The organism is Streptomyces sp. CA-251387 (assembly GCF_050936625.1).
Classification (GTDB): Bacteria; Actinomycetota; Actinomycetes; order Streptomycetales; family Streptomycetaceae; genus Streptomyces.
Map to the genome: position 1 here is coordinate 2,124,981 of NZ_JBNJMJ010000001.1, position 16,473 is coordinate 2,141,453.

A 16,473-nucleotide genomic window follows, 5' to 3' on the forward strand; every position below is an offset into this window, starting at 1 on the left:
GTTCAGGAGAGCCGGTCGTTCAGGAGGACAGGACGTCCAGCAACCGATCGACATCCTCAGGGGTGTTGTAGAGGTGGAAGGCCGCGCGCAGATTGCCCGCGCGGTTGGACACCTCGATGCCGGCCGCGCTCAGCTCGGGCTGGCGGTGCCCGAGCCCGGGCACGGACACGATGGCCGAGCCGGGTGAGGGCACCGGCTCCTGGCCGAGGGCGGCGAGGCCGGACCGGAAGCGGTCGGCGAGGGCGAGGTCGTGGGCCTGGATCGCGGCCACGCCGAGCTCCTCGATCAGCTCCAGGGAGGTGCGCAGCCCGGCGTACGTGAAGAGGCTGGGGCTGATGTCGAAGCGCCGTGCGGAGTGGGCGAGGTCCTCGACGGGGCCGTAGCAGCTGTCCCAGGGGATCTCTCCGGCGACCCAGCCGGCGAGCAGCGGCGTCAGCCCGCCGAAGTCCTCCGGGACGACGCAGAACGCGGCACCGTGCGGGCCCATGAGCCACTTGAAGCCGACAGCGGCGAGGAAGTCGTACGCACCGGCCTCCAGCGGCAGCCATCCGGCCGACTGGGAGGCGTCGACGTAGGTGCGCGCCCCGTGCGTCCGGGCCGCCTCGCGCACCGCGGGCAGGTCGGCGACCCGGCCGTCGGCGGACTGTGCGGCGCTGACCGCGACCAGGGCGGTGTCCGGGCGGACCGACTCGGCGAGGCGCTCCAGCGGGACGGCGCGCACCTTGAGGTCGCCGCGCATGTGGAAGGGGTTCACGAGGGACGCGAAGTCGCCCTCCGCGGTGAGGACTTCGGCCCCGGCGGGCAGCGACGCGGCGATCAGCCCGCCGTACTCGGCGACCGAGGCCCCGGTCGCGACCCGCTCGACCGGCACGCCGGCCAGCCGGGCGAACGAGGCGCGCACGGCCTCCACGTCCTCGTACAGCGGGCCCAGCGGTGTGCCGTCGGCCCGCATCCGGACGGCCCCCTGCACGGCGGTCACGGTGCGGGCCGGCAGCAGACCGTTGCTCGCGGTGTTGAGATAGACGTTCTTCGGGGCGAACTCGGCGCGGACGAGGCTCTCGAAGGTCTCCATGGCTCCACTGTGGGCCCTCAACACCTATTGGTCCATTGCGAATCTTTACGTGGTTTCGCTAAGGAACGCTTATAGATCGCCCTCGACCTGCATGTTCGTTCAGCGGTTCAGCGGCTCAGCGCTGCGGCACCGCGCACCCGTCGGGCCCGCACGCGTCCGCGTCCCCGGATGCGGCGGCGGCCCCGCCGTCGATGAGCGTCAGCGGCGAGCGCTCGCCCCACGCCTGCGTCAGCGCCTGCTCGAAGACCTCGGCGGGCTGGGCGCCGGAGACGCCGTACTTGCGGTCGAGGACGAAGAACGGCACGCCGGTCGCGCCGAGCTGGGCGGCCTCGCGCTCGTCGGCGCGGACGTCGTCGGCGTAGGCGGACGGGTCGGCGAGGACCTTGCGGACGTCGTCGGCGTCGAGCCCGGCCTCGACGGCCAGTTCCACGAGCCGCTCGTCGCCCTCGGAGAACACGGACCGCTCCTCGGCGAAGTTCGCCCGGTAGAGGATCTGGATCAGCTCGTCCTGCCTGCCGTGCTCCTTGGCGAGATGGAGCAGGCGGTGCATGTCGAAGGTGTTGCCGTGGTCGCGGCCCTTCGTGCGGTACTCCAGGCCCTCGGCGGCGGCCTGCGCGCCGAGGTTCTCCTCACCGGCCTGGGCATGCGCCTCGCTCATGCCGTACTTCCTGGTGAGCATGGTGATCACGGGCTGGATGTCGCCCTTGGCGCGCCCCGGGTCCAGCTCGAACGAGCGGTGCACCACCTCGACCTGGTCGCGGTGCGGGAAGGCCTCGAGCGCCTTCTCGAAGCGGGCCTTGCCCACGTAGCACCAGGGGCAGGCGATGTCGCTCCAGATCTCGACGCGCATGTCTGTGGCTCTCTCCAGGTCGTACGGATACGGAGGCTCTCTCCGATCTCGTACGTGAACGTTCAAGCAGCCGTGTTCATTCCCCGGCCACGGAGAAGCACTGGAACAGGTGGTGGTCGCCCTCGGCGGGCGGGTTGTCCGGATCCGGACGCCAGCCCCGGCCGGCGTAGAAGGTCTGCGCACGCCGGTTGTCCACGTGCACGTCGAGCACGGCCGTGCGCTTGCCGTCGGCCCGCCACTGCTCCACGCATTCCGCGTGCAGGGCCGTACCGATGCCTCTGCCCCAGTGGTCGGGGTCGACGTGGAACTGGAACAGCTTGACCGTGCCGGCGGGGGCGCCCTCGGGTGTGCGGAAGGACGCGACACCGAGGATCCGGCCCTGCTCGACCACGCACAGCACATGGCCGTCGGGCCGCTCGATGGCGGCGCGCCAGGCGGCGGACCAGTCGGTGCCGTCGTCCGGGATCCCGTCCGGGTAGTACGTCGCCCGGGCACGCGCGTGCAGCGCGGCGACCGCCTCCGTCTCGGCGGACAGGACGGTACGGATCACCCGGCTTCTGGTCACTCGGTCACTGATCATGCAACGGAGGACGTGGCCTCCGGCGCCCCGGTTCCGAGCCGGCTGAACTGCGCCCGGTACGCGCTCGGCGTCAGCCCCGTACGCCGGACCACGTGCCCGCGCAGCGAGTCGGCCGTGCCCAGCCCGCAGGCGCGGGCCACCTGGTCCATGGGCAGGGCGGTGGTCTCCAGCAGTTCCTTGGCGCGCTCGATGCGCTGGTGGAGCAGCCACTGCAAGGGGCTCACCCCGCTCTCGGCGTGGAAGCGGCGGGTGAGGGTGCGGACGCTGACGCCGGCGTGGCGAGCCAGGTCGGTGAGGGTGAGCGGCTTGTCGAGGTTGCGCATGGCCCAGCCGCGGGTGTCGGCGCAGGCATTTCCGCGCTCGGGCGGCAGCGGGGTCTGGGTGAACTGGGTCTGGCCGCCCGGCCGTACGGGCGCGACGAGGGCGAGCCGGGCGACCTCGTTGGCGACGGCGGCGCCGTAGTCGGTGCGGATGATGTGCAGGCACAGATCGATGCCGGCGGCGTAGCCGGAGGAGGTCACGTACGGCCCGTCCTGCACGTACAGCACATCGCCGCGCAGGTCGACGTGCGGGTAGCGGCGGCGCAGTTCCTCGGCGTGCGCCCAGTACGTCGTGGCCCGGCGTCCGTGCAGCAGGCCGGCCTCGGCGAGCTGGAAGGCGCCCGTGCACAGCGACGCGATCCGCTTGCCGTCGTCGGCCGCCTCACGGACGGCGGTCACGATCCGCGACTCCGGCTCGAAGGGCTCCCCGGTCCCCGCGACGAGCACGGTGTCCGCCTCCCGTACGGCGTCGAGTCCGAGCCGTACGTACAGGTCGAGCCCGCCGCTGGTGGGCACCGGTCCCGGCTCGGCCGCGCAGATGACCACCTCGTAGCCGGGCCGCCCGTCCACCTCGACCTTGCCGAACAGCATCTCCGGGATGGCGAGGTTGAACATCGACACGGGCGAGGGTGCGACGACGGCGATGCGGTGCGGGGCGCGCGGCTGGGGCATGGCCAGAACCTCCGGGTGCATGGCATTGCGGCCACTACTGTAGGGCGGCGGAGATCCGCAGCATGGAGGCATGTCGACGAACGAGACACGCGCCAGCACGCAACTCCCTCATGACCAGGGCGAGTTGGAGCATGGCAAGCCCAAGGAACCCCAGAAGGCCTCCCCCGCCCTGACCCTCACCGCCGGTCTCCTCGGTTTCGCGCTGGTCTGCCTCGACGCGTCCGTGGTGAACGTGGCCCTGCCCGCGATCGGCTCGTCCTTCGGCAGCGGAATGTCCGGCCTGCAGTGGGTGGTGGACGCCTACACCCTGGCCTTCGCCGCGCTGATGCTGTCCACGGGGGCCTTCTCGGACCGGGCGGGGGCGAGCCGTGCGTACGCCCTGGGCGCCGCCGTCTTCACGCTCGCCTCGGCGGCCTGCGGCCTGGCGCCGAACCTGCCCGCGCTGATCGGCGCACGGGTGGTGCAGGGCGTGGCGGCGGCCGTGGTGCTGCCGGCCTCGCTGGCGCTGGTGCGGCAGGCGTACGCCGATCCGGCGCGGCGGGCCCGTGCGGTGGCCGTGTGGGCGGCGGGCGGTTCGGTGGCGGTGGCGCTGGGTCCGGTGGCGGGCGGTGCGCTGACCACGGCCTGGGACTGGCGGGGGATCTTCTTCGTCAACCTCCCGATCGGTGCGCTGATCCTCGCGCTGCTGGTCCGGGCGCCGCGCTCCGAGCGCCGTCCGGCACCGCTGGACCTGCCCGGCCAGGTGACGGCGGTGGTGGCGCTCACGGCCCTCACCTTCGCGGTGATCGAGGGCGGGACGGCGGGCTGGGCGGCGCTGGGGGTGGCTGTGGCAGCCGCCGTGGCGTTCCTCCGGATCGAGGCACGCCGGCCGCACCCGGTCGTCCCGCTCGGCCTCTTCCGCAACCGGACCGTCGCGGTGACGGTCGCGGCGGGGGCGGCGGTGAGCGTGGCCTTCTACAGCATGGTGTTCGTCTTCTCGCTCTTCTTCCAGCAGGTGCAGGGCCGTTCCGCACTGCAGGCCGGGCTGATGTTCCTGCCGATGACGGGCCTGATCGCGGTGACGAACGTGGTGGCGGGCAAGCTCGCGGGCCGCTACGGCGCGCGGCTGCCCATGCTGGTGGGGCAGGGCCTGGCCGTCGCAGGACTGCTCGTGACGCTGTACGTCGACACCGGCACGCCCGCTGTCGTGGTGGCCCTGCTCCTCGTCCCCATGGCGCTGGGCTGCGCCCTGACGGTGCCGCCGCTGACCGCGGCGATGATGGACGCCGTACCCGCCGAACGGGCGGGCCTGGCGGCAGGCGTCCTCAACGCCGCGCGGCAGATGGCCGGGGCGCTGGGCATCGCCGTGTTCGGGGCGCTGGTCTCCGACGGTTTCGTGGCGGGGATGCGGCTGAGCGTGGGGATCAGCGCGGCCCTGCTCGCGCTGACGGGCCTGCTCAGCTTCCGTCTCGCAGGTCCTTCGGCCAGTCGGTCCTGAACTCGAGGTGGTCGTAGGTCACGACACAGCCCTCCCCCATCGGCGACTGCGTCATGAAGCCGACCAAGGCGGCGTCCGTCTCCTTCTCGTCCCCCAGCGTGAAGAGCCGGACGAAGGTCCAGCGCTCACCGTCCCGGGAGGCGTGGAAGGCGAAGGCCCGCCCGGTCCGGCTCACCCGCAGCCAGACCGAACTCCCCTCCACGGTGAAGGAGTTGGCGTCGTCGGAGTGGCCTCGCGTGACCACCGTGCAGACGGTCGGCACATCCGGCGAGTACTCCAGGCAGAGCTTGGCCCAGGCCCGCTCCCCGACATGGACGTAGAGCACTCCGGCATCGAAGGCGGCGGCGAACCCGACGGTGACGCGGGCTATCAGCTGGAAGTCGCCTTCGGGAGCGCCGAGGAGCCGCGGCGCGTCGGAGGCGGGGTCCAGGGCCTCCCCGGTGGGCGGCACGAACCGGTCCTGCCGGGGGCCGGCCCATCCGGAGAGGATGCCGTCGTCGTAGGACCAGTGGCCGTCGGGGCCGTAGGTGCGGAGGAGAAAAGGCAGTTCAGGAAGTTCCACGTCCATCCCCAGAGTTTTGCAGTTTCCCCTCCGCCGTGTGGCCCTTAGTCGTTCAGTGTTCGAGGCGCCCGTTGAAGCGGCGGGGCAGGCCGAGCGGGTTGTCGTCCCGGAGCTCGGGCGGCAGCAGCGCCTCGGGGGCACCCTGGTACGCCACCGGCCGCAGCCAGCGCTCGATGGCCGTACCGCCGACCGAGGTGGACGTCGAGGTCGTCGCCGGGTACGGGCCGCCGTGGTGCTGGGCCGGAGCCACCGCGACACCTGTCGGCCACCCGTTGACCAGGACGCGACCGGCCAGCGGCGTCAGTTCCGCCAGGATCTCCGCGCCGCGTCCCTCACCGGCCGCCTCCTCGGCCGAGAGGTGAACGGTGGCGGTGAGGTTGCCGGGGAGCCGGGAGAGGACCTGCTGGGCCTCGGACTCGTCGTCGTAGCGGACCACCACCGTGACCGGCCCGAAGCACTCCTCCAGGAGCAGGTCGTACGCCCCCTCCTGCGCCAGCTTGCTCGCCGCGACCGTCAGGAACCCGGCACTGACGGTGTGCTCACCGCCCGCCCCGGGCGTCACCGGAGACTCCACGTCCGGCAGCTCCGCGCGCTCGGCGACCCCGGCGATGAAGTTGTCCCGCATCCGGTGGTCCAGCAGGACGCCCGCCTCGCTGTCGCTCACGGCGTCGGTCAGCGACTTCACCAGCCCGTCACCGGCCGCACCGGACGGCACCAGCACCAGCCCCGGCTTCACACAGAACTGCCCGACGCCCAGCGTCATCGAGCCCGCGAGCCCGGTGCCGATCGCCTCGGCCCGCTCGGCCGCCGCGGCCTCGGTGATCACGACGGGGTTCAGCGACCCCAGCTCGCCGTGGAACGGGATCGGCACCGGACGCGCCGCCGCCGCGTCGAACAGCGCGCGACCGCCCTTCACGGAACCGGTGAAGCCCGCGGCGGCGACCAGCGGGTGCTTGATCAGCTCGATGCCGGCCTCGAAGCCATGGACGAGACCCACGACGCCGGCCGGGATGCCGTGCGCGGCGGCGGCCGTACGCAGCACGTGGGCGACCAGCTCGGACAGGCCCGGGTGGTCGGGGTGGGCCTTGACGACGACCGGGCAGCCCGCGGCCAGCGCGCTCGCGGTGTCGCCGCCGGCGACGGAGAAGGCGAAGGGAAAGTTGGAGGCCGAGTAGACGGCGACGACGCCGAGGGGCACCTTGTAGCGGCGCAGGTCCGGGATCGGCGGGGTCGCGGTGTCGTCGGGGTGGTTGATGACGACGTCCAGGAAGGCGCCCTCGTCGACGATGTCCGCGAAGGCCCTCAGCTGGTAGCAGGTGCGGGCGAGTTCGCCGGTGAGGCGGACCGGGCCGAGCGCGGTCTCGGCGTCGGCGGCCTCGACGAGCTGGTCCTTGGCGGCCTGGAGCTTGTCGGCGGCGGTGCGCAGGAAGGCCGAGCGGACCGCGCGGTCGGCGAGGGAGCCGCGCGCCTCGTGCGCGGCGCGGACGGCGGCGTCCACCTCCTGGGCTGTGGCCTCCACCGCAACCTGTTCACGCTGCTTCCCGGTTCGGGGGTCGACACTCCAGACTGGTGCTGCTGCCACCGCGGGTCCCTCCACACATGTCATGCCGCAGTACGGGGTCATTCACCAGGGTCGTTCGATATACTGAACGCTGTCTCTGATGATGAATATGCTGTCGGAGACTATTTCCCGTCGAACGAAGGGGTCAAGGGCGATGTCGGCTGGCGAGACGGGCGGCGGGGCGCAGGTCAAGTCCGCGGTACGGACGGTTGAACTGCTCGAATACTTCGCCGGACGCCCCGGTATGCACTCCCTGGCGTCGGTCCAGGAGGCCGTCGGCTACCCCAAGTCCAGCCTCTACATGTTGCTGCGCACGCTCGTCGAGCTGGGCTGGGTGGAGACGGACGCGACGGGCACGCGGTACGGCATCGGCGTACGGGCGCTGCTGGTCGGCACGTCGTACATCGACGGCGACGAGGTGGTCGCGGCGGCCCGCCCCACGCTGGACCGGCTGTCGGACGACACGACCGAGACCATCCACCTGGCCCGCCTGGACGGCACGAACGTCGTCTACCTCGCCACCCGCCAGTCCCAGCACTACCTGCGCCCCTTCACCCGGGTCGGCCGCCGTCTGCCCGCGCACTCGACCTCCCTCGGCAAGGCGCTGCTGAGCACCTACACCGACGAGCAGGTCCGCAAGATGCTCCCGGAGACGCTCCCCGCGCTGACCGAGAACACGATCACCGACCGGGAGAAGCTCATCGAGGAGCTCCACCAGGTCCGCGAGCAGGGCTTCGCCGTCGACCGCGAGGAGAACACCCTGGGCCTGCGCTGCTTCGGCGTGGCCATCCCGTACCGCACCCCGGCCCGCGACGCGATCAGCTGCTCGGTCCCGGTGGCCCGGCTGACACCGGCCCACGAACAGATGGTGAAGGACGCCCTGTTCGACGCACGGGACCGGCTGACGCTGGCGACGCGCAGGCTCTGAGCTCGGTCTCCCCCAGCGAGACGATCGGTCTCCCCCATGCGGCGGAGACGGATCGTCGCCGTGCAGGACGTGCTCGTCCGGCTCCTCGCGGGAGCGTGGACGTATGACGCAGACACTCGCTCCCGACCCGGAGACCGACGAAGGCGCCATCGGCCCCAGCCGGTCCCGCCGCGCGCTGAGGGCCGTCGCCGTCGTCTCCTGCGTGCCGTATCTCGCGCTCAAGATCGCCTGGATCGCGGGGAGCCGCATCGGGATCCCGGACGGCAGCTCGCTGCTGGAGCACCGGGGCAGCATGATCGTCGCCAACGGCATCACCGTCCTCATGGACGGGACCGTGATCGTGCTCGCGCTGGTGCTGACCCGGCCGTGGGGGCTGCGGCTGCCCGCGTGGCTGCTGGCCTTCCCCGCGTGGGTGGCCACGGGGCTGCTCGCGCCGCTCATGGCCGGGTTTCCGATCCAGTTGATCGTCAGCGCGCTCGGGGGCACCACGGACACCACGGACGACCGCGGGGATCCGTTCCTCGACGCCTGGGTCTTCGGGGTCGTCTACACCGGGTTCATCGTGCAGGGCCTCACCCTCGGCGCCCTGTTCGTGCTGTACGCCCGCGACCGCTGGGGCCGGCTGTGGGAGGGGCGCGTCTGGGAGCTTCCGGTCGGCGTCATCGGTGCGGCCCAGCGGGCGGTCGCCGTCGCGGCCGCCGTACTCGCCCTGCTGCCGCTGACCGCCCATGTGCTGTGGGCGTGCGGCAGCACCGCCGGGCTCAACGACATCCGGATCGCCGACCGGACCAGTGACTTCTACGTCATGGAGGTCCTGTCCGCCGTGTTCCTCGCCATGGCCGTCACCGGCGGCGTCCTCCTCGCCTTCCGGCGCGGCCGGGCCCTGCCCGTCAGGCTTCCCCTCGCCCTCGCCTGGGTCGGCTCCGCGGCCACGGTCTGCTGGGCGGGCTGGCTGTCGCTGGCCTCGCTCACCGAGGTGGCCGACGCCCCGACACAGCTGATGAACCTGGCCTACGCTGGCGAGATGATCGTCGGCATCCTCGTCGCCTGCCTCGGCGTCCACTTCCTCGCGGAGCGCGCCGCATGCCGGAAACCTCGTACGGCGTGAGCGAGTTCGCCCGGTTCCTGTTCGGCCGGCAGGCGCGCCGCCGATGGCTCCATCTGATCATCGGCGGCGCGCTCGCCATGCCGTACGTCTTCGTCGGCCAGCTCGTCGTCGGCCCCGCCACCGACTCCCGGTACGTCTTCAACGACCTGCCTCTCCAACTCCTCTCCTTCGCCGTCGGGTTGCCCCTCGCCGCGGTCACCGCCGTGCTGTTCCCGCTGACCCGGCCGCTGGAGGCCGGCGCCGTCAGGTGGCTGTGCGGGGTCGACCGGGACCGGCTGGCCTACGGGCCGGCCCGGACGCGGGATGCGAAGGGGCGTACGGCGGCCTGGTTCACGCTGCATCTCGGGGTCGGCGGGATCATCTCCGGGATGTCGCTGGCGGTGCCGCCGTTCGCCGCGTTCCTCGTCGCCCTGCCCGTCGTCGCCCTGGTGAACCGCGGCTGGCTCGAACTGCCGTCCGCCCTCGACCACACCTGGGTGTTCGCGCTCGGGCCGGTCGCGGGCGTGGCGATCCTCATCGCGCTCGCGGTGTGCGCGGCCGGCTCCGGGGCCTTCCTCTCCCGCTGGGCGCCCGCGTTGCTCGGGCCCACACCCGAGGACCGGCTCGCGGCGGCCGAGGCGCGCGCCGCCGACCTCGCCGTGCGCAACCGGCTCGCACGCGAACTGCACGACTCCGTGGGCCATGCCCTCAGCGCCGTCACCCTCCAGGCGAGCGCGGCCCGCCGGGTGCTGGACACCGACCCGGAGTTCGTCCGCGAGGCCCTCGCCGCGATCGAGGACACCACCCGGCGCACGATCGGCGAACTCGACACCGTCCTGGGCGTGTTGAGAGACGGCGACGCTCCCGGTACGGCCCCGGCGCCCACCCTCGCCGCCGACCTCGACGGACTGCTGCGCCGCACCCGCGCGAGTGGGCTGCGGGTGCAGGCCACGCTCACGGCCGACCCCGACGCCCTGCCGCCCGTCGTCTCCCGCGAGGCCTACCGCATCGTGCAGGAAGGGCTGAGCAACGCCCTCAAGCACGCCGGCGACGGGGTGACCGTGCGGCTGCGGACCGCGGTGGCCGACGGGCACCTGGAGATCACCGTCGAGAATCCCGTCGCCTGCGCCCCCGAGTGCCGGCCCGGCGGCGGCCACGGCCTGCGGGGCATCGCCGACCGGGCGCGGCTGCTGGGCGGGACGACGCAGGCCGGCGCCACACAGGGGACGTGGCGGCTGCACGTACGACTGCCCATGAAGGGACCCGCATGACGATCCGGATCGTCCTCGCCGACGACGAACGCATGGTCCGCACCGCCCTGCGCGCCATCCTCTCCGCCGAGGCGGACATGGAGGTGGTCGGCGAGGCGGCCACCGGGGCCGAGGCCGTGGCGGTCGTGCGGGACCGCAGACCGGAGGTCGTCCTCATGGACGTCCGCATGCCCGAGATCGACGGGATCCGGGCCACCGAGCAGATCCTCGCCACGCTCGCCGACCCGCCCCGGATCGTCGTCGTCACGACCTTCGAGAACGACTCGTACGTGTACGACGCCCTGCGCGCCGGAGCCGCCGGGTTCCTGCTGAAGCGGGCGGAGGCCGACGCGCTGGTCCAGGCCGTACGGCTGGTCTCGCACACCGACACCCTGCTGTTCCCGTCGGCGGTCCGCAGCCTCGCGGCCGAGCACGCGCGCGCTCACCCCGCGCCGCCGCCCTGGGTGGCGAGGCTCACATGCCGCGAGAGCGAGGTGCTGCGGCTGATGGCGCAGGGCCTGACCAACGCGGAGATCGCACGGCGGATGGACGTGGGTCCGGCCACCGTGAAGTCGCATGTGGCGGCGGTCCTGGCGAAGACGGGCACCCGGGACCGCACGCAGGCGGTGATCGCCGCCTACGAGGCGGGCTTCATGAACGCTCGATGAGAAAACGGGGCGCAAGGGAACGATTGCCCCCATCCCGATCGTCCTCCCGAGTGGGATGAACAAGACGATCAGGCGGGCGTCCGTCTTCGCGCTGCTGCTCGTGTTCGCTCTGCTGGTCAGGGCGACGTGGGTGCAGTTCTACGACGGCCAGGCCCTAGCGGACGACAAGGACAACCGGCGGAACACGATCGCGCTGTACAGCGAGCCGCTCGGCAACATCGTCGTGGGCGGCGAGGCGGTCACCGGCTCGGCGCGCACGACGAGCGGCGACCTCGCGTACAAGCGGACGTACAAGGACGGCTCGCTGTACGCGGCCGTCACCGGGTACAGCTCACAGGCGTTCGGCGCCACCCAGCTCGAGGGCATCTACCAGGACTTGCTCGACGGCACCGACAACCGTCTGAAGAGCGTGCTGGACACCGTCACCAACAAGCGGTCCGAGCCCGGCAATGTGATCACGACGATCGACCCGGACGTACAGAAGGCGGCGTACGACGCGCTCGGCGACAAGAAGGGCGCCGCCGTCGCGATCGACCCCGCCACCGGGAAGATCCTGGCGGTCGTCTCCACTCCGTCGTACGACCCGTCGAAGATCACGACGGGCGACTCGGCCGCCTGGAAGCAGCTGACCAAGGACGCCGACAAGCCGCTGACGAACCGCGCGCTGCGCCAGCCGCTGCCGCCGGGTTCGACGTTCAAGCTGGTCGTCGCCGCTGCCGCGCTGGAGGACGGTCTCGTCTCCTCGGTGGACGAGAAGACGGTCAGCCCGGACCCGTACCCCCTGCCCCAGTCGAGCAGCAAGCTGACGAACGAGAACCCGTCCGCCCCTTGTGAGAACGCCTCGATCCGGGTGGCCCTGCAGTACTCGTGCAACAACGTCTTCGGGAAGATGGCCGTCGACCTGGGCCAGGACAAGGTCAGGGCGATGGCGGAGAAGTTCGGCTTCAACGACGACGAGCAGGACGTGCCGGTGCGGGCGTACGAGAGCGTGTACCCGACGGACATGGACAAGGCGCAGACCGCGCTGTCCGGCATCGGCCAGTTCGACGTCACCGCGACCCCGTTGCAGATGGCCATGGTGTCGGCCGCCATAGCCAACGGCGGCAAGCTGGTCTCGCCGCATATGGTGTCGCAGATCACCGACGGCGGCGGAAACGTCCTGGAGAACTACGACGACAACGCCGGCACCGAGGAGATCGTCAGTTCCGACACGGCCGAGCAGCTCCAGTCGGCGATGCGGACGGTCGTCGAGAAGGGCACGGGCACGAACGCCCAGATCCCGGGCGCGACCGTGGGCGGCAAGACGGGCACGGCCCAGCACGGCGAGAACAACAGCAAGACGCCGTACGCCTGGTTCACGTCGTATGCGAAGGCCGGCGACAAGGAGGTCGCGGTCGCGGTGGTGGTCGAGCAGTCGGACGCGGCGCGGTCGGAGGTCAGCGGCAATGGACTGGCCGCCCCCGTGGCCCGGAAGGTCATGGAGGCGGCACTCGAGAACTAGGGCTACTTGACGCCCAATACCTGCTCGATCGGGTCGATCGCGAAGTACACCAGGAACAGCACCGAGGTCCCCCACAGCAGCCAGTGGATGTCCTTCGCCTTCCCCAGCACCGTCTTGATCACGACGTAGGCGAGGAACCCGGCCCCGATGCCGTTGGTGATGGAGTACGTGAACGGCATCACGGCGATGGTCAGGAACGCGGGGATGGCGATCTCGTACTTGTCCCAGTCGATGTGCTTGACCTGGGTCATCATCAGGAAGCCGACGGCGACCAGGGCCGGGGCGGCAGCCTGCAGCGGGACGATCGTCAGCAGCGGCGTCAGGAACAACGCCAGGCCGAACAGACCACCGGTGACCAGGTTCGAGAAGCCCGTACGCGAGCCCTCACCGACCCCCGCCGCCGATTCGATGTAGGACGTGGCGGAAGAAGACGACGACGCGCCACCCGCGACCGCCGCCGCACCGTCGATCAGCAGCACGCGGCCCAGGTTCGGCACCTTGCCCTGATCGTCGAGGAGACCGGCCTCCGCGCTGATGCCGACGACTGTGCCCATCGTGTCGAAGAAGTCGGACAGGACCAGCGTGAAGATCAGCAGGACGACGGTGATGGCAGTGGTCTCACCGAACGCGCCGAACAGGCTGAAGTCGCCGATGAGTCCGAAGTCGGGGGTGTCGACCACCTTGTCGGGCCAGGCCGGCGTGGTGAGCCCCCAGGCCTTGATGTCGGCGATCGAGTTGATGATCATCGCGACGACCGTCATGGTGACGATGCTGATGAGGATGGCGCCCTTGACCTTGCGCGCGAGCAGCGCGATCGTCAGCAGAACTCCGAGGCAGAAGACGAGAATCGGCCACCCGGTGAGCTGGCCGGTGCCGCCCAGCTGAACCGGGACGGTGGTGTTCGCGGCGTCCGGGATGCGGCTGACGAATCCGGCGTCGACGAAGCCGATGAAGGCGATGAACAGGCCGATGCCGACGCTGATCGCCTGCTTGAGCGGTTGCGGGATGGCGTGCATGACGGCCTCGCGCAGACCGGTGACCACGAGCACGCAGATCAGCAGGCCTTCGAGGACGACCAGGCCCATCGCGTCGTCCCAGGACATCAGCGGGGCGATCTGGAAGGCGACGACGGCGTTCAGGCCGAGGCCCGCGGCGAGGGCGAGCGGCAGGTTGCCGCCGACGCCCATGATGATCGTCATGACCGCGGCCACCAGGGCGGTGGCGGTGGTGAGTTGGACGGCATCCAACTGGTGGCCGAACTTGTCCTTCGCGCTGCCGAGGATGATGGGGTTCAGGACAAGGATGTAGGCCATCGTGAAGAACGTGGCGAAGCCGCCGCGTATCTCACGGGCGAAGGTGGACCCTCGTTCGGAGATCTTGAAGAACCGGTCGACGCTGTTCACGCCCGGTGGCGTGGCATCTGACCGGTCGGCCACCTTCTGGGACTCGGACATGACGGTTGCTCCTTGGTGCCTGATTGATCGGTGTGCGGATGCTGGCTGGATTGTTCCCGCGTTGAACCCGTTTCAGGTTTTCTCCGTGTTACGGAATCAGCGCCGCTCAACGTACGGCCTGCCACACGATGTTCGGAGCCTCGTACGAACCAAGCACTCGATCGCTGCTACGCTTCCGCATCTCGCCCGGATGATCTCCGGACAAGCACATGTCATTCACATGACACGCACAGGCAGGAGGGGTCGCCCGTGGGCACAGTCGTCGACGACGCCGCCTCCGTGGAGTTCCACGCCTTCTTCGAGCGCCACTACGCCGAACTGTCGCGCCTGGCCCATCTGCTGACGGGCGAGGCGGACGCCGCCGACGATCTGGCGGCGGACGCGCTGCTGGCGCTGTGGCACCGCTGGGACCGGGTGCGCGCGGCAGACCATCCGGTGGCGTACGCGCGCGGGGTCGTGGCCAACCTGGCCCGCACCAGGATCCGCAGCGCGGTCCGGGAACGGCGGCGGATCGCCCTGTTCTGGTCGCAGCGTGAGGAGAAGGCCGAGAACCCGGACGTCGCGGGTGTCGTCGACGTCCAGGAGGCGTTGCGTAGACTTCCGTTCCGCAAACGCGCCTGTGTGGTGCTGCGGCACGCCTTCGACCTCTCCGAGAAGGACACCGCGCTCGCCCTCGGCGTCTCGGTCGGTACGGTGAAGAGCCAGACCTCGAAGGGGATGGCCGAGCTGCAGCGGTTGCTCGGGACGCAGGGCGCTCCGCTCAAGGTGCACGCGGCGGCGATGGCCCGCACCGGGAACGCCGGAGGAAGGAACCGATGATGCGGCGGGACGTGCACGACGAACTGCGCGCCAAGCTGCACGAGGCGGCCGAGGCGCACGAGCCTCACCGCGAGCGGATCCTGGCGCGTATCGAGCGCGGCATGGCCGAACAGACCCGCCCCGACCACCGGGCGACCCGTCCGCCGGTCTACGGCTGGTTCCGGGTGGCGACCGCCACGGCCGCGGTGGCCGGTGTCCTCGCAGTCGGCGGCTACGCGGTGGCGTCCGCCGTGAAGGAGGACACCCCGCAGCAGACGGTGGCCACGTCGCCGACCCCCACCCCGTCGCCGGACGCGACGAGCCGCGCCCCGGTTCCGCCCGCCCCGACCCCCAAGGACACACCGGAGTCCCGCGAGACGACCGGGGCGCCGGCGCAGCCGACCGCCCCGGCACGGCCGCCCGCCGCCAAGGGCGAGGAGGACGGCCCGCTGTGGTCGGACGGCTCGGTGGACCCGCACAGCAACGACTTCTGGGCGCAGAGCAATCTGACCCTCAGGACGAGCGAGCAACTCACCGCGCTCACCGTGCGGTTGAAGGTCGCCCAGACCGGCGGGGTCACCTCGACCGGCGCCTGGCGCTCACTGCCGGAGGACGACTTCACGCTGACGGTCGAGGAGAAGGACGGCTTCGTCGTCTACACCTGGGTGCTCAAGGAGGGCCGTACGGTCCGTCCGGGCGAGTGGGTGTTCGCGGGGCAGTACGACCATGAGCGCGGCGGCCGGGACGCCAAGGACGACAGCTATGCGATGACGGCCACGGCGGGCGGCGAGCAGCTGTCCGTCGCGGGCGACTTCGCGTCGCACGACGGTGACGACGACTCGACGTCCGACGGGGACTCGTAAAGAAAATCCTTCCGGACCGGCAACCCTTTCCACACGCGTGGCGACCAGGAGACGCAAGGATCCCCCTCCACGCAAGGAAACGGTTCATGACAGCACAGTCTGGACAGCGCGTCCGTCACCGTCGCAAGGTCACCAAGCGGCGGGCGGTGATCGCCGGGGTCTCCGCACTCGGCATCACCGGTGCGGCGATCGTCACCACCACGTCGTTACTGTCCTCGGCCGGCGCGGCCGCCTCCTGGCCGACGGCGCGGTCCTGAAGAACATGATCATCGGCACCCCGGCCGCGGACGGCGTCCACTGCCTCGGCTCCTGCACGCTGCAGAACGTATGGTGGCTGGACGTCGGCGAGGACGCCGCGACGTTCAAGGGCAAGTCGTCGTCGGCCGTGTACACGGTGTACGGCGGTGGCGCGAAGAACGCCGACGACAAGGTGCTGCAGTTCAACGGCGCCGGGAAGCTGGTCGTCTCCAAGTTCCAGGTGGAGAACTTCGGCAAGCTGGTGCGCTCCTGCGGCAACTGCTCGACGCAGTACAAGCGCACGGTCATCATCAACGACGTGGACGTCACCGCGCCCGGCAAGTCGATCGTCGGCATCAACTCCAACTACGGCGACACGGCCGCCCTGCGCAAGATCCGCGTCCACGGCGACAGCGGCAAGAAGATCAAGACCTGCACCCGCTTCCAGGGCAACAGCAGCGGCAAGGAACCGAAGGAACTCGGCACCGGTCCGGACGGAACCTCCTGCAAGTTCTCGTCATCTGACATCACGTACCAGTGAGTGAACGTTCAATGACCTCCCTCGGAGCACGGCCTGTGAGCACGCACACCGC

The 16,473-nt window shown here is 70.9% G+C and carries 15 protein-coding genes and 1 pseudogene; 9 read left to right on the forward strand and 7 right to left on the reverse strand.

Features of this window, described 5'->3' with window-relative positions:
- Positions 1-19: 19 nt before the first annotated feature.
- From ACQEV2_RS09410 to ACQEV2_RS09425, 4 genes are all read right to left on the reverse strand, one after another.
- Positions 20-1,072, reverse strand: a complete 1,053-nt coding sequence (locus ACQEV2_RS09410) for an aminotransferase class V-fold PLP-dependent enzyme (RefSeq protein WP_433038543.1) — start codon at positions 1,070-1,072, stop codon at positions 20-22.
- Between the two features lie 115 nt (positions 1,073-1,187).
- On the reverse strand, positions 1,188-1,922 hold the full coding sequence (locus tag ACQEV2_RS09415; protein ID WP_433038546.1) for a DsbA family oxidoreductase: 735 nt from the start codon (positions 1,920-1,922) through the stop codon (positions 1,188-1,190).
- A 76-nt stretch (positions 1,923-1,998) separates the two neighbouring features.
- On the reverse strand, positions 1,999-2,502 hold the full coding sequence (locus tag ACQEV2_RS09420) for an N-acetyltransferase family protein (protein WP_433038549.1): 504 nt from the start codon (positions 2,500-2,502) through the stop codon (positions 1,999-2,001).
- Entirely contained in the window at positions 2,499-3,494 is a 996-nt protein-coding gene (locus ACQEV2_RS09425) for a GlxA family transcriptional regulator (protein WP_433038552.1), read from the reverse strand. The genes ACQEV2_RS09420 and ACQEV2_RS09425 overlap by 4 nt, the downstream gene beginning before the upstream one ends.
- A 70-nt stretch (positions 3,495-3,564) precedes the next feature.
- Between ACQEV2_RS09425 and ACQEV2_RS09430 the strand changes: the two genes are divergently transcribed.
- Positions 3,565-4,971 carry an MFS transporter gene (locus ACQEV2_RS09430; RefSeq protein WP_433038554.1) on the forward strand — a complete coding sequence of 469 codons (1,407 nt, stop codon included), beginning with the start codon at positions 3,565-3,567 and terminating at the stop codon, positions 4,969-4,971.
- Here ACQEV2_RS09430 and ACQEV2_RS09435 read toward each other — a convergent pair.
- On the reverse strand, positions 4,931-5,539 hold the full coding sequence (locus ACQEV2_RS09435; RefSeq protein WP_433038556.1) for a DUF1349 domain-containing protein: 609 nt from the start codon (positions 5,537-5,539) through the stop codon (positions 4,931-4,933). The genes ACQEV2_RS09430 and ACQEV2_RS09435 overlap by 41 nt on opposite strands.
- Positions 5,540-5,585: 46 nt before the next feature.
- Positions 5,586-7,115, reverse strand: coding sequence for an aldehyde dehydrogenase (NADP(+)) (locus tag ACQEV2_RS09440; protein WP_433038559.1), 1,530 nt, complete (start codon positions 7,113-7,115; stop codon positions 5,586-5,588).
- 133 nt (positions 7,116-7,248) lie between these two features.
- Between ACQEV2_RS09440 and ACQEV2_RS09445 the strand changes: the two genes are divergently transcribed.
- The 5 genes from ACQEV2_RS09445 (at position 7,249) to ACQEV2_RS09465 (ending at position 12,528) form a co-directional block, all read left to right on the forward strand.
- Positions 7,249-8,022, forward strand: coding sequence for an IclR family transcriptional regulator (locus tag ACQEV2_RS09445; protein ID WP_004002235.1), 774 nt, complete (start codon positions 7,249-7,251; stop codon positions 8,020-8,022).
- A gap of 103 nt (positions 8,023-8,125) precedes the next feature.
- Positions 8,126-9,130, forward strand: a complete 1,005-nt coding sequence (locus ACQEV2_RS09450) for a hypothetical protein (protein ID WP_433038562.1) — start codon at positions 8,126-8,128, stop codon at positions 9,128-9,130.
- On the forward strand, positions 9,106-10,380 hold the full coding sequence (locus ACQEV2_RS09455; RefSeq protein ID WP_433038565.1) for a sensor histidine kinase: 1,275 nt from the start codon (positions 9,106-9,108) through the stop codon (positions 10,378-10,380). The genes ACQEV2_RS09450 and ACQEV2_RS09455 overlap by 25 nt, the downstream gene beginning before the upstream one ends.
- On the forward strand, positions 10,377-11,027 hold the full coding sequence (locus ACQEV2_RS09460) for a response regulator transcription factor (protein WP_433038567.1): 651 nt from the start codon (positions 10,377-10,379) through the stop codon (positions 11,025-11,027). The genes ACQEV2_RS09455 and ACQEV2_RS09460 overlap by 4 nt, the downstream gene beginning before the upstream one ends.
- A 55-nt stretch (positions 11,028-11,082) precedes the next feature.
- Positions 11,083-12,528, forward strand: coding sequence for a peptidoglycan D,D-transpeptidase FtsI family protein (locus ACQEV2_RS09465; protein WP_433038569.1), 1,446 nt, complete (start codon positions 11,083-11,085; stop codon positions 12,526-12,528).
- A 2-nt stretch (positions 12,529-12,530) separates the two neighbouring features.
- On the opposite strand, the gene ACQEV2_RS09470 is transcribed toward ACQEV2_RS09465, so the two are convergent.
- Positions 12,531-13,982 carry an NCS2 family permease gene (locus ACQEV2_RS09470; RefSeq protein ID WP_433038571.1) on the reverse strand — a complete coding sequence of 484 codons (1,452 nt, stop codon included), beginning with the start codon at positions 13,980-13,982 and terminating at the stop codon, positions 12,531-12,533.
- A 249-nt stretch (positions 13,983-14,231) separates the two neighbouring features.
- Between ACQEV2_RS09470 and ACQEV2_RS09475 the strand changes: the two genes are divergently transcribed.
- The 3 genes and pseudogenes from ACQEV2_RS09475 (at position 14,232) to ACQEV2_RS09485 (ending at position 16,421) form a co-directional block, all read left to right on the forward strand.
- Positions 14,232-14,801 carry a SigE family RNA polymerase sigma factor gene (locus ACQEV2_RS09475; protein WP_433038573.1) on the forward strand — a complete coding sequence of 190 codons (570 nt, stop codon included), beginning with the start codon at positions 14,232-14,234 and terminating at the stop codon, positions 14,799-14,801.
- Positions 14,798-15,643 carry a hypothetical protein gene (locus ACQEV2_RS09480; protein WP_433038575.1) on the forward strand — a complete coding sequence of 282 codons (846 nt, stop codon included), beginning with the start codon at positions 14,798-14,800 and terminating at the stop codon, positions 15,641-15,643. Before ACQEV2_RS09475 ends, ACQEV2_RS09480 begins: the two co-directional genes overlap by 4 nt.
- 86 nt (positions 15,644-15,729) lie before the next feature.
- Positions 15,730-16,421 (forward strand): annotated as a pseudogene (locus ACQEV2_RS09485) (pectate lyase).
- Positions 16,422-16,473: the final 52 nt, after the last annotated feature.

Excerpts from the sequence above, each read along its gene's own strand:
- ACQEV2_RS09410 (WP_433038543.1), bottom strand. The coding sequence starts at position 1,072 with ATGGAGACCTTCGAGAGCCTCGTCCGCGCCGAGTTCGCCCCGAAGAAC.
- ACQEV2_RS09415 (WP_433038546.1), bottom strand. The coding sequence starts at position 1,922 with ATGCGCGTCGAGATCTGGAGCGACATCGCCTGCCCCTGGTGCTACGTG.
- ACQEV2_RS09420 (WP_433038549.1), bottom strand. The coding sequence starts at position 2,502 with ATGATCAGTGACCGAGTGACCAGAAGCCGGGTGATCCGTACCGTCCTG.
- ACQEV2_RS09425 (WP_433038552.1), bottom strand. The coding sequence starts at position 3,494 with ATGCCCCAGCCGCGCGCCCCGCACCGCATCGCCGTCGTCGCACCCTCG.
- ACQEV2_RS09430 (WP_433038554.1), top strand. The coding sequence starts at position 3,565 with ATGTCGACGAACGAGACACGCGCCAGCACGCAACTCCCTCATGACCAG.
- ACQEV2_RS09435 (WP_433038556.1), bottom strand. The coding sequence starts at position 5,539 with ATGGACGTGGAACTTCCTGAACTGCCTTTTCTCCTCCGCACCTACGGC.
- ACQEV2_RS09445 (WP_004002235.1), top strand. The coding sequence starts at position 7,249 with ATGTCGGCTGGCGAGACGGGCGGCGGGGCGCAGGTCAAGTCCGCGGTA.
- ACQEV2_RS09450 (WP_433038562.1), top strand. The coding sequence starts at position 8,126 with ATGACGCAGACACTCGCTCCCGACCCGGAGACCGACGAAGGCGCCATC.
- ACQEV2_RS09455 (WP_433038565.1), top strand. The coding sequence starts at position 9,106 with ATGCCGGAAACCTCGTACGGCGTGAGCGAGTTCGCCCGGTTCCTGTTC.
- ACQEV2_RS09460 (WP_433038567.1), top strand. The coding sequence starts at position 10,377 with ATGACGATCCGGATCGTCCTCGCCGACGACGAACGCATGGTCCGCACC.
- ACQEV2_RS09465 (WP_433038569.1), top strand. The coding sequence starts at position 11,083 with ATGAACAAGACGATCAGGCGGGCGTCCGTCTTCGCGCTGCTGCTCGTG.
- ACQEV2_RS09470 (WP_433038571.1), bottom strand. The coding sequence starts at position 13,982 with ATGTCCGAGTCCCAGAAGGTGGCCGACCGGTCAGATGCCACGCCACCG.
- ACQEV2_RS09480 (WP_433038575.1), top strand. The coding sequence starts at position 14,798 with ATGATGCGGCGGGACGTGCACGACGAACTGCGCGCCAAGCTGCACGAG.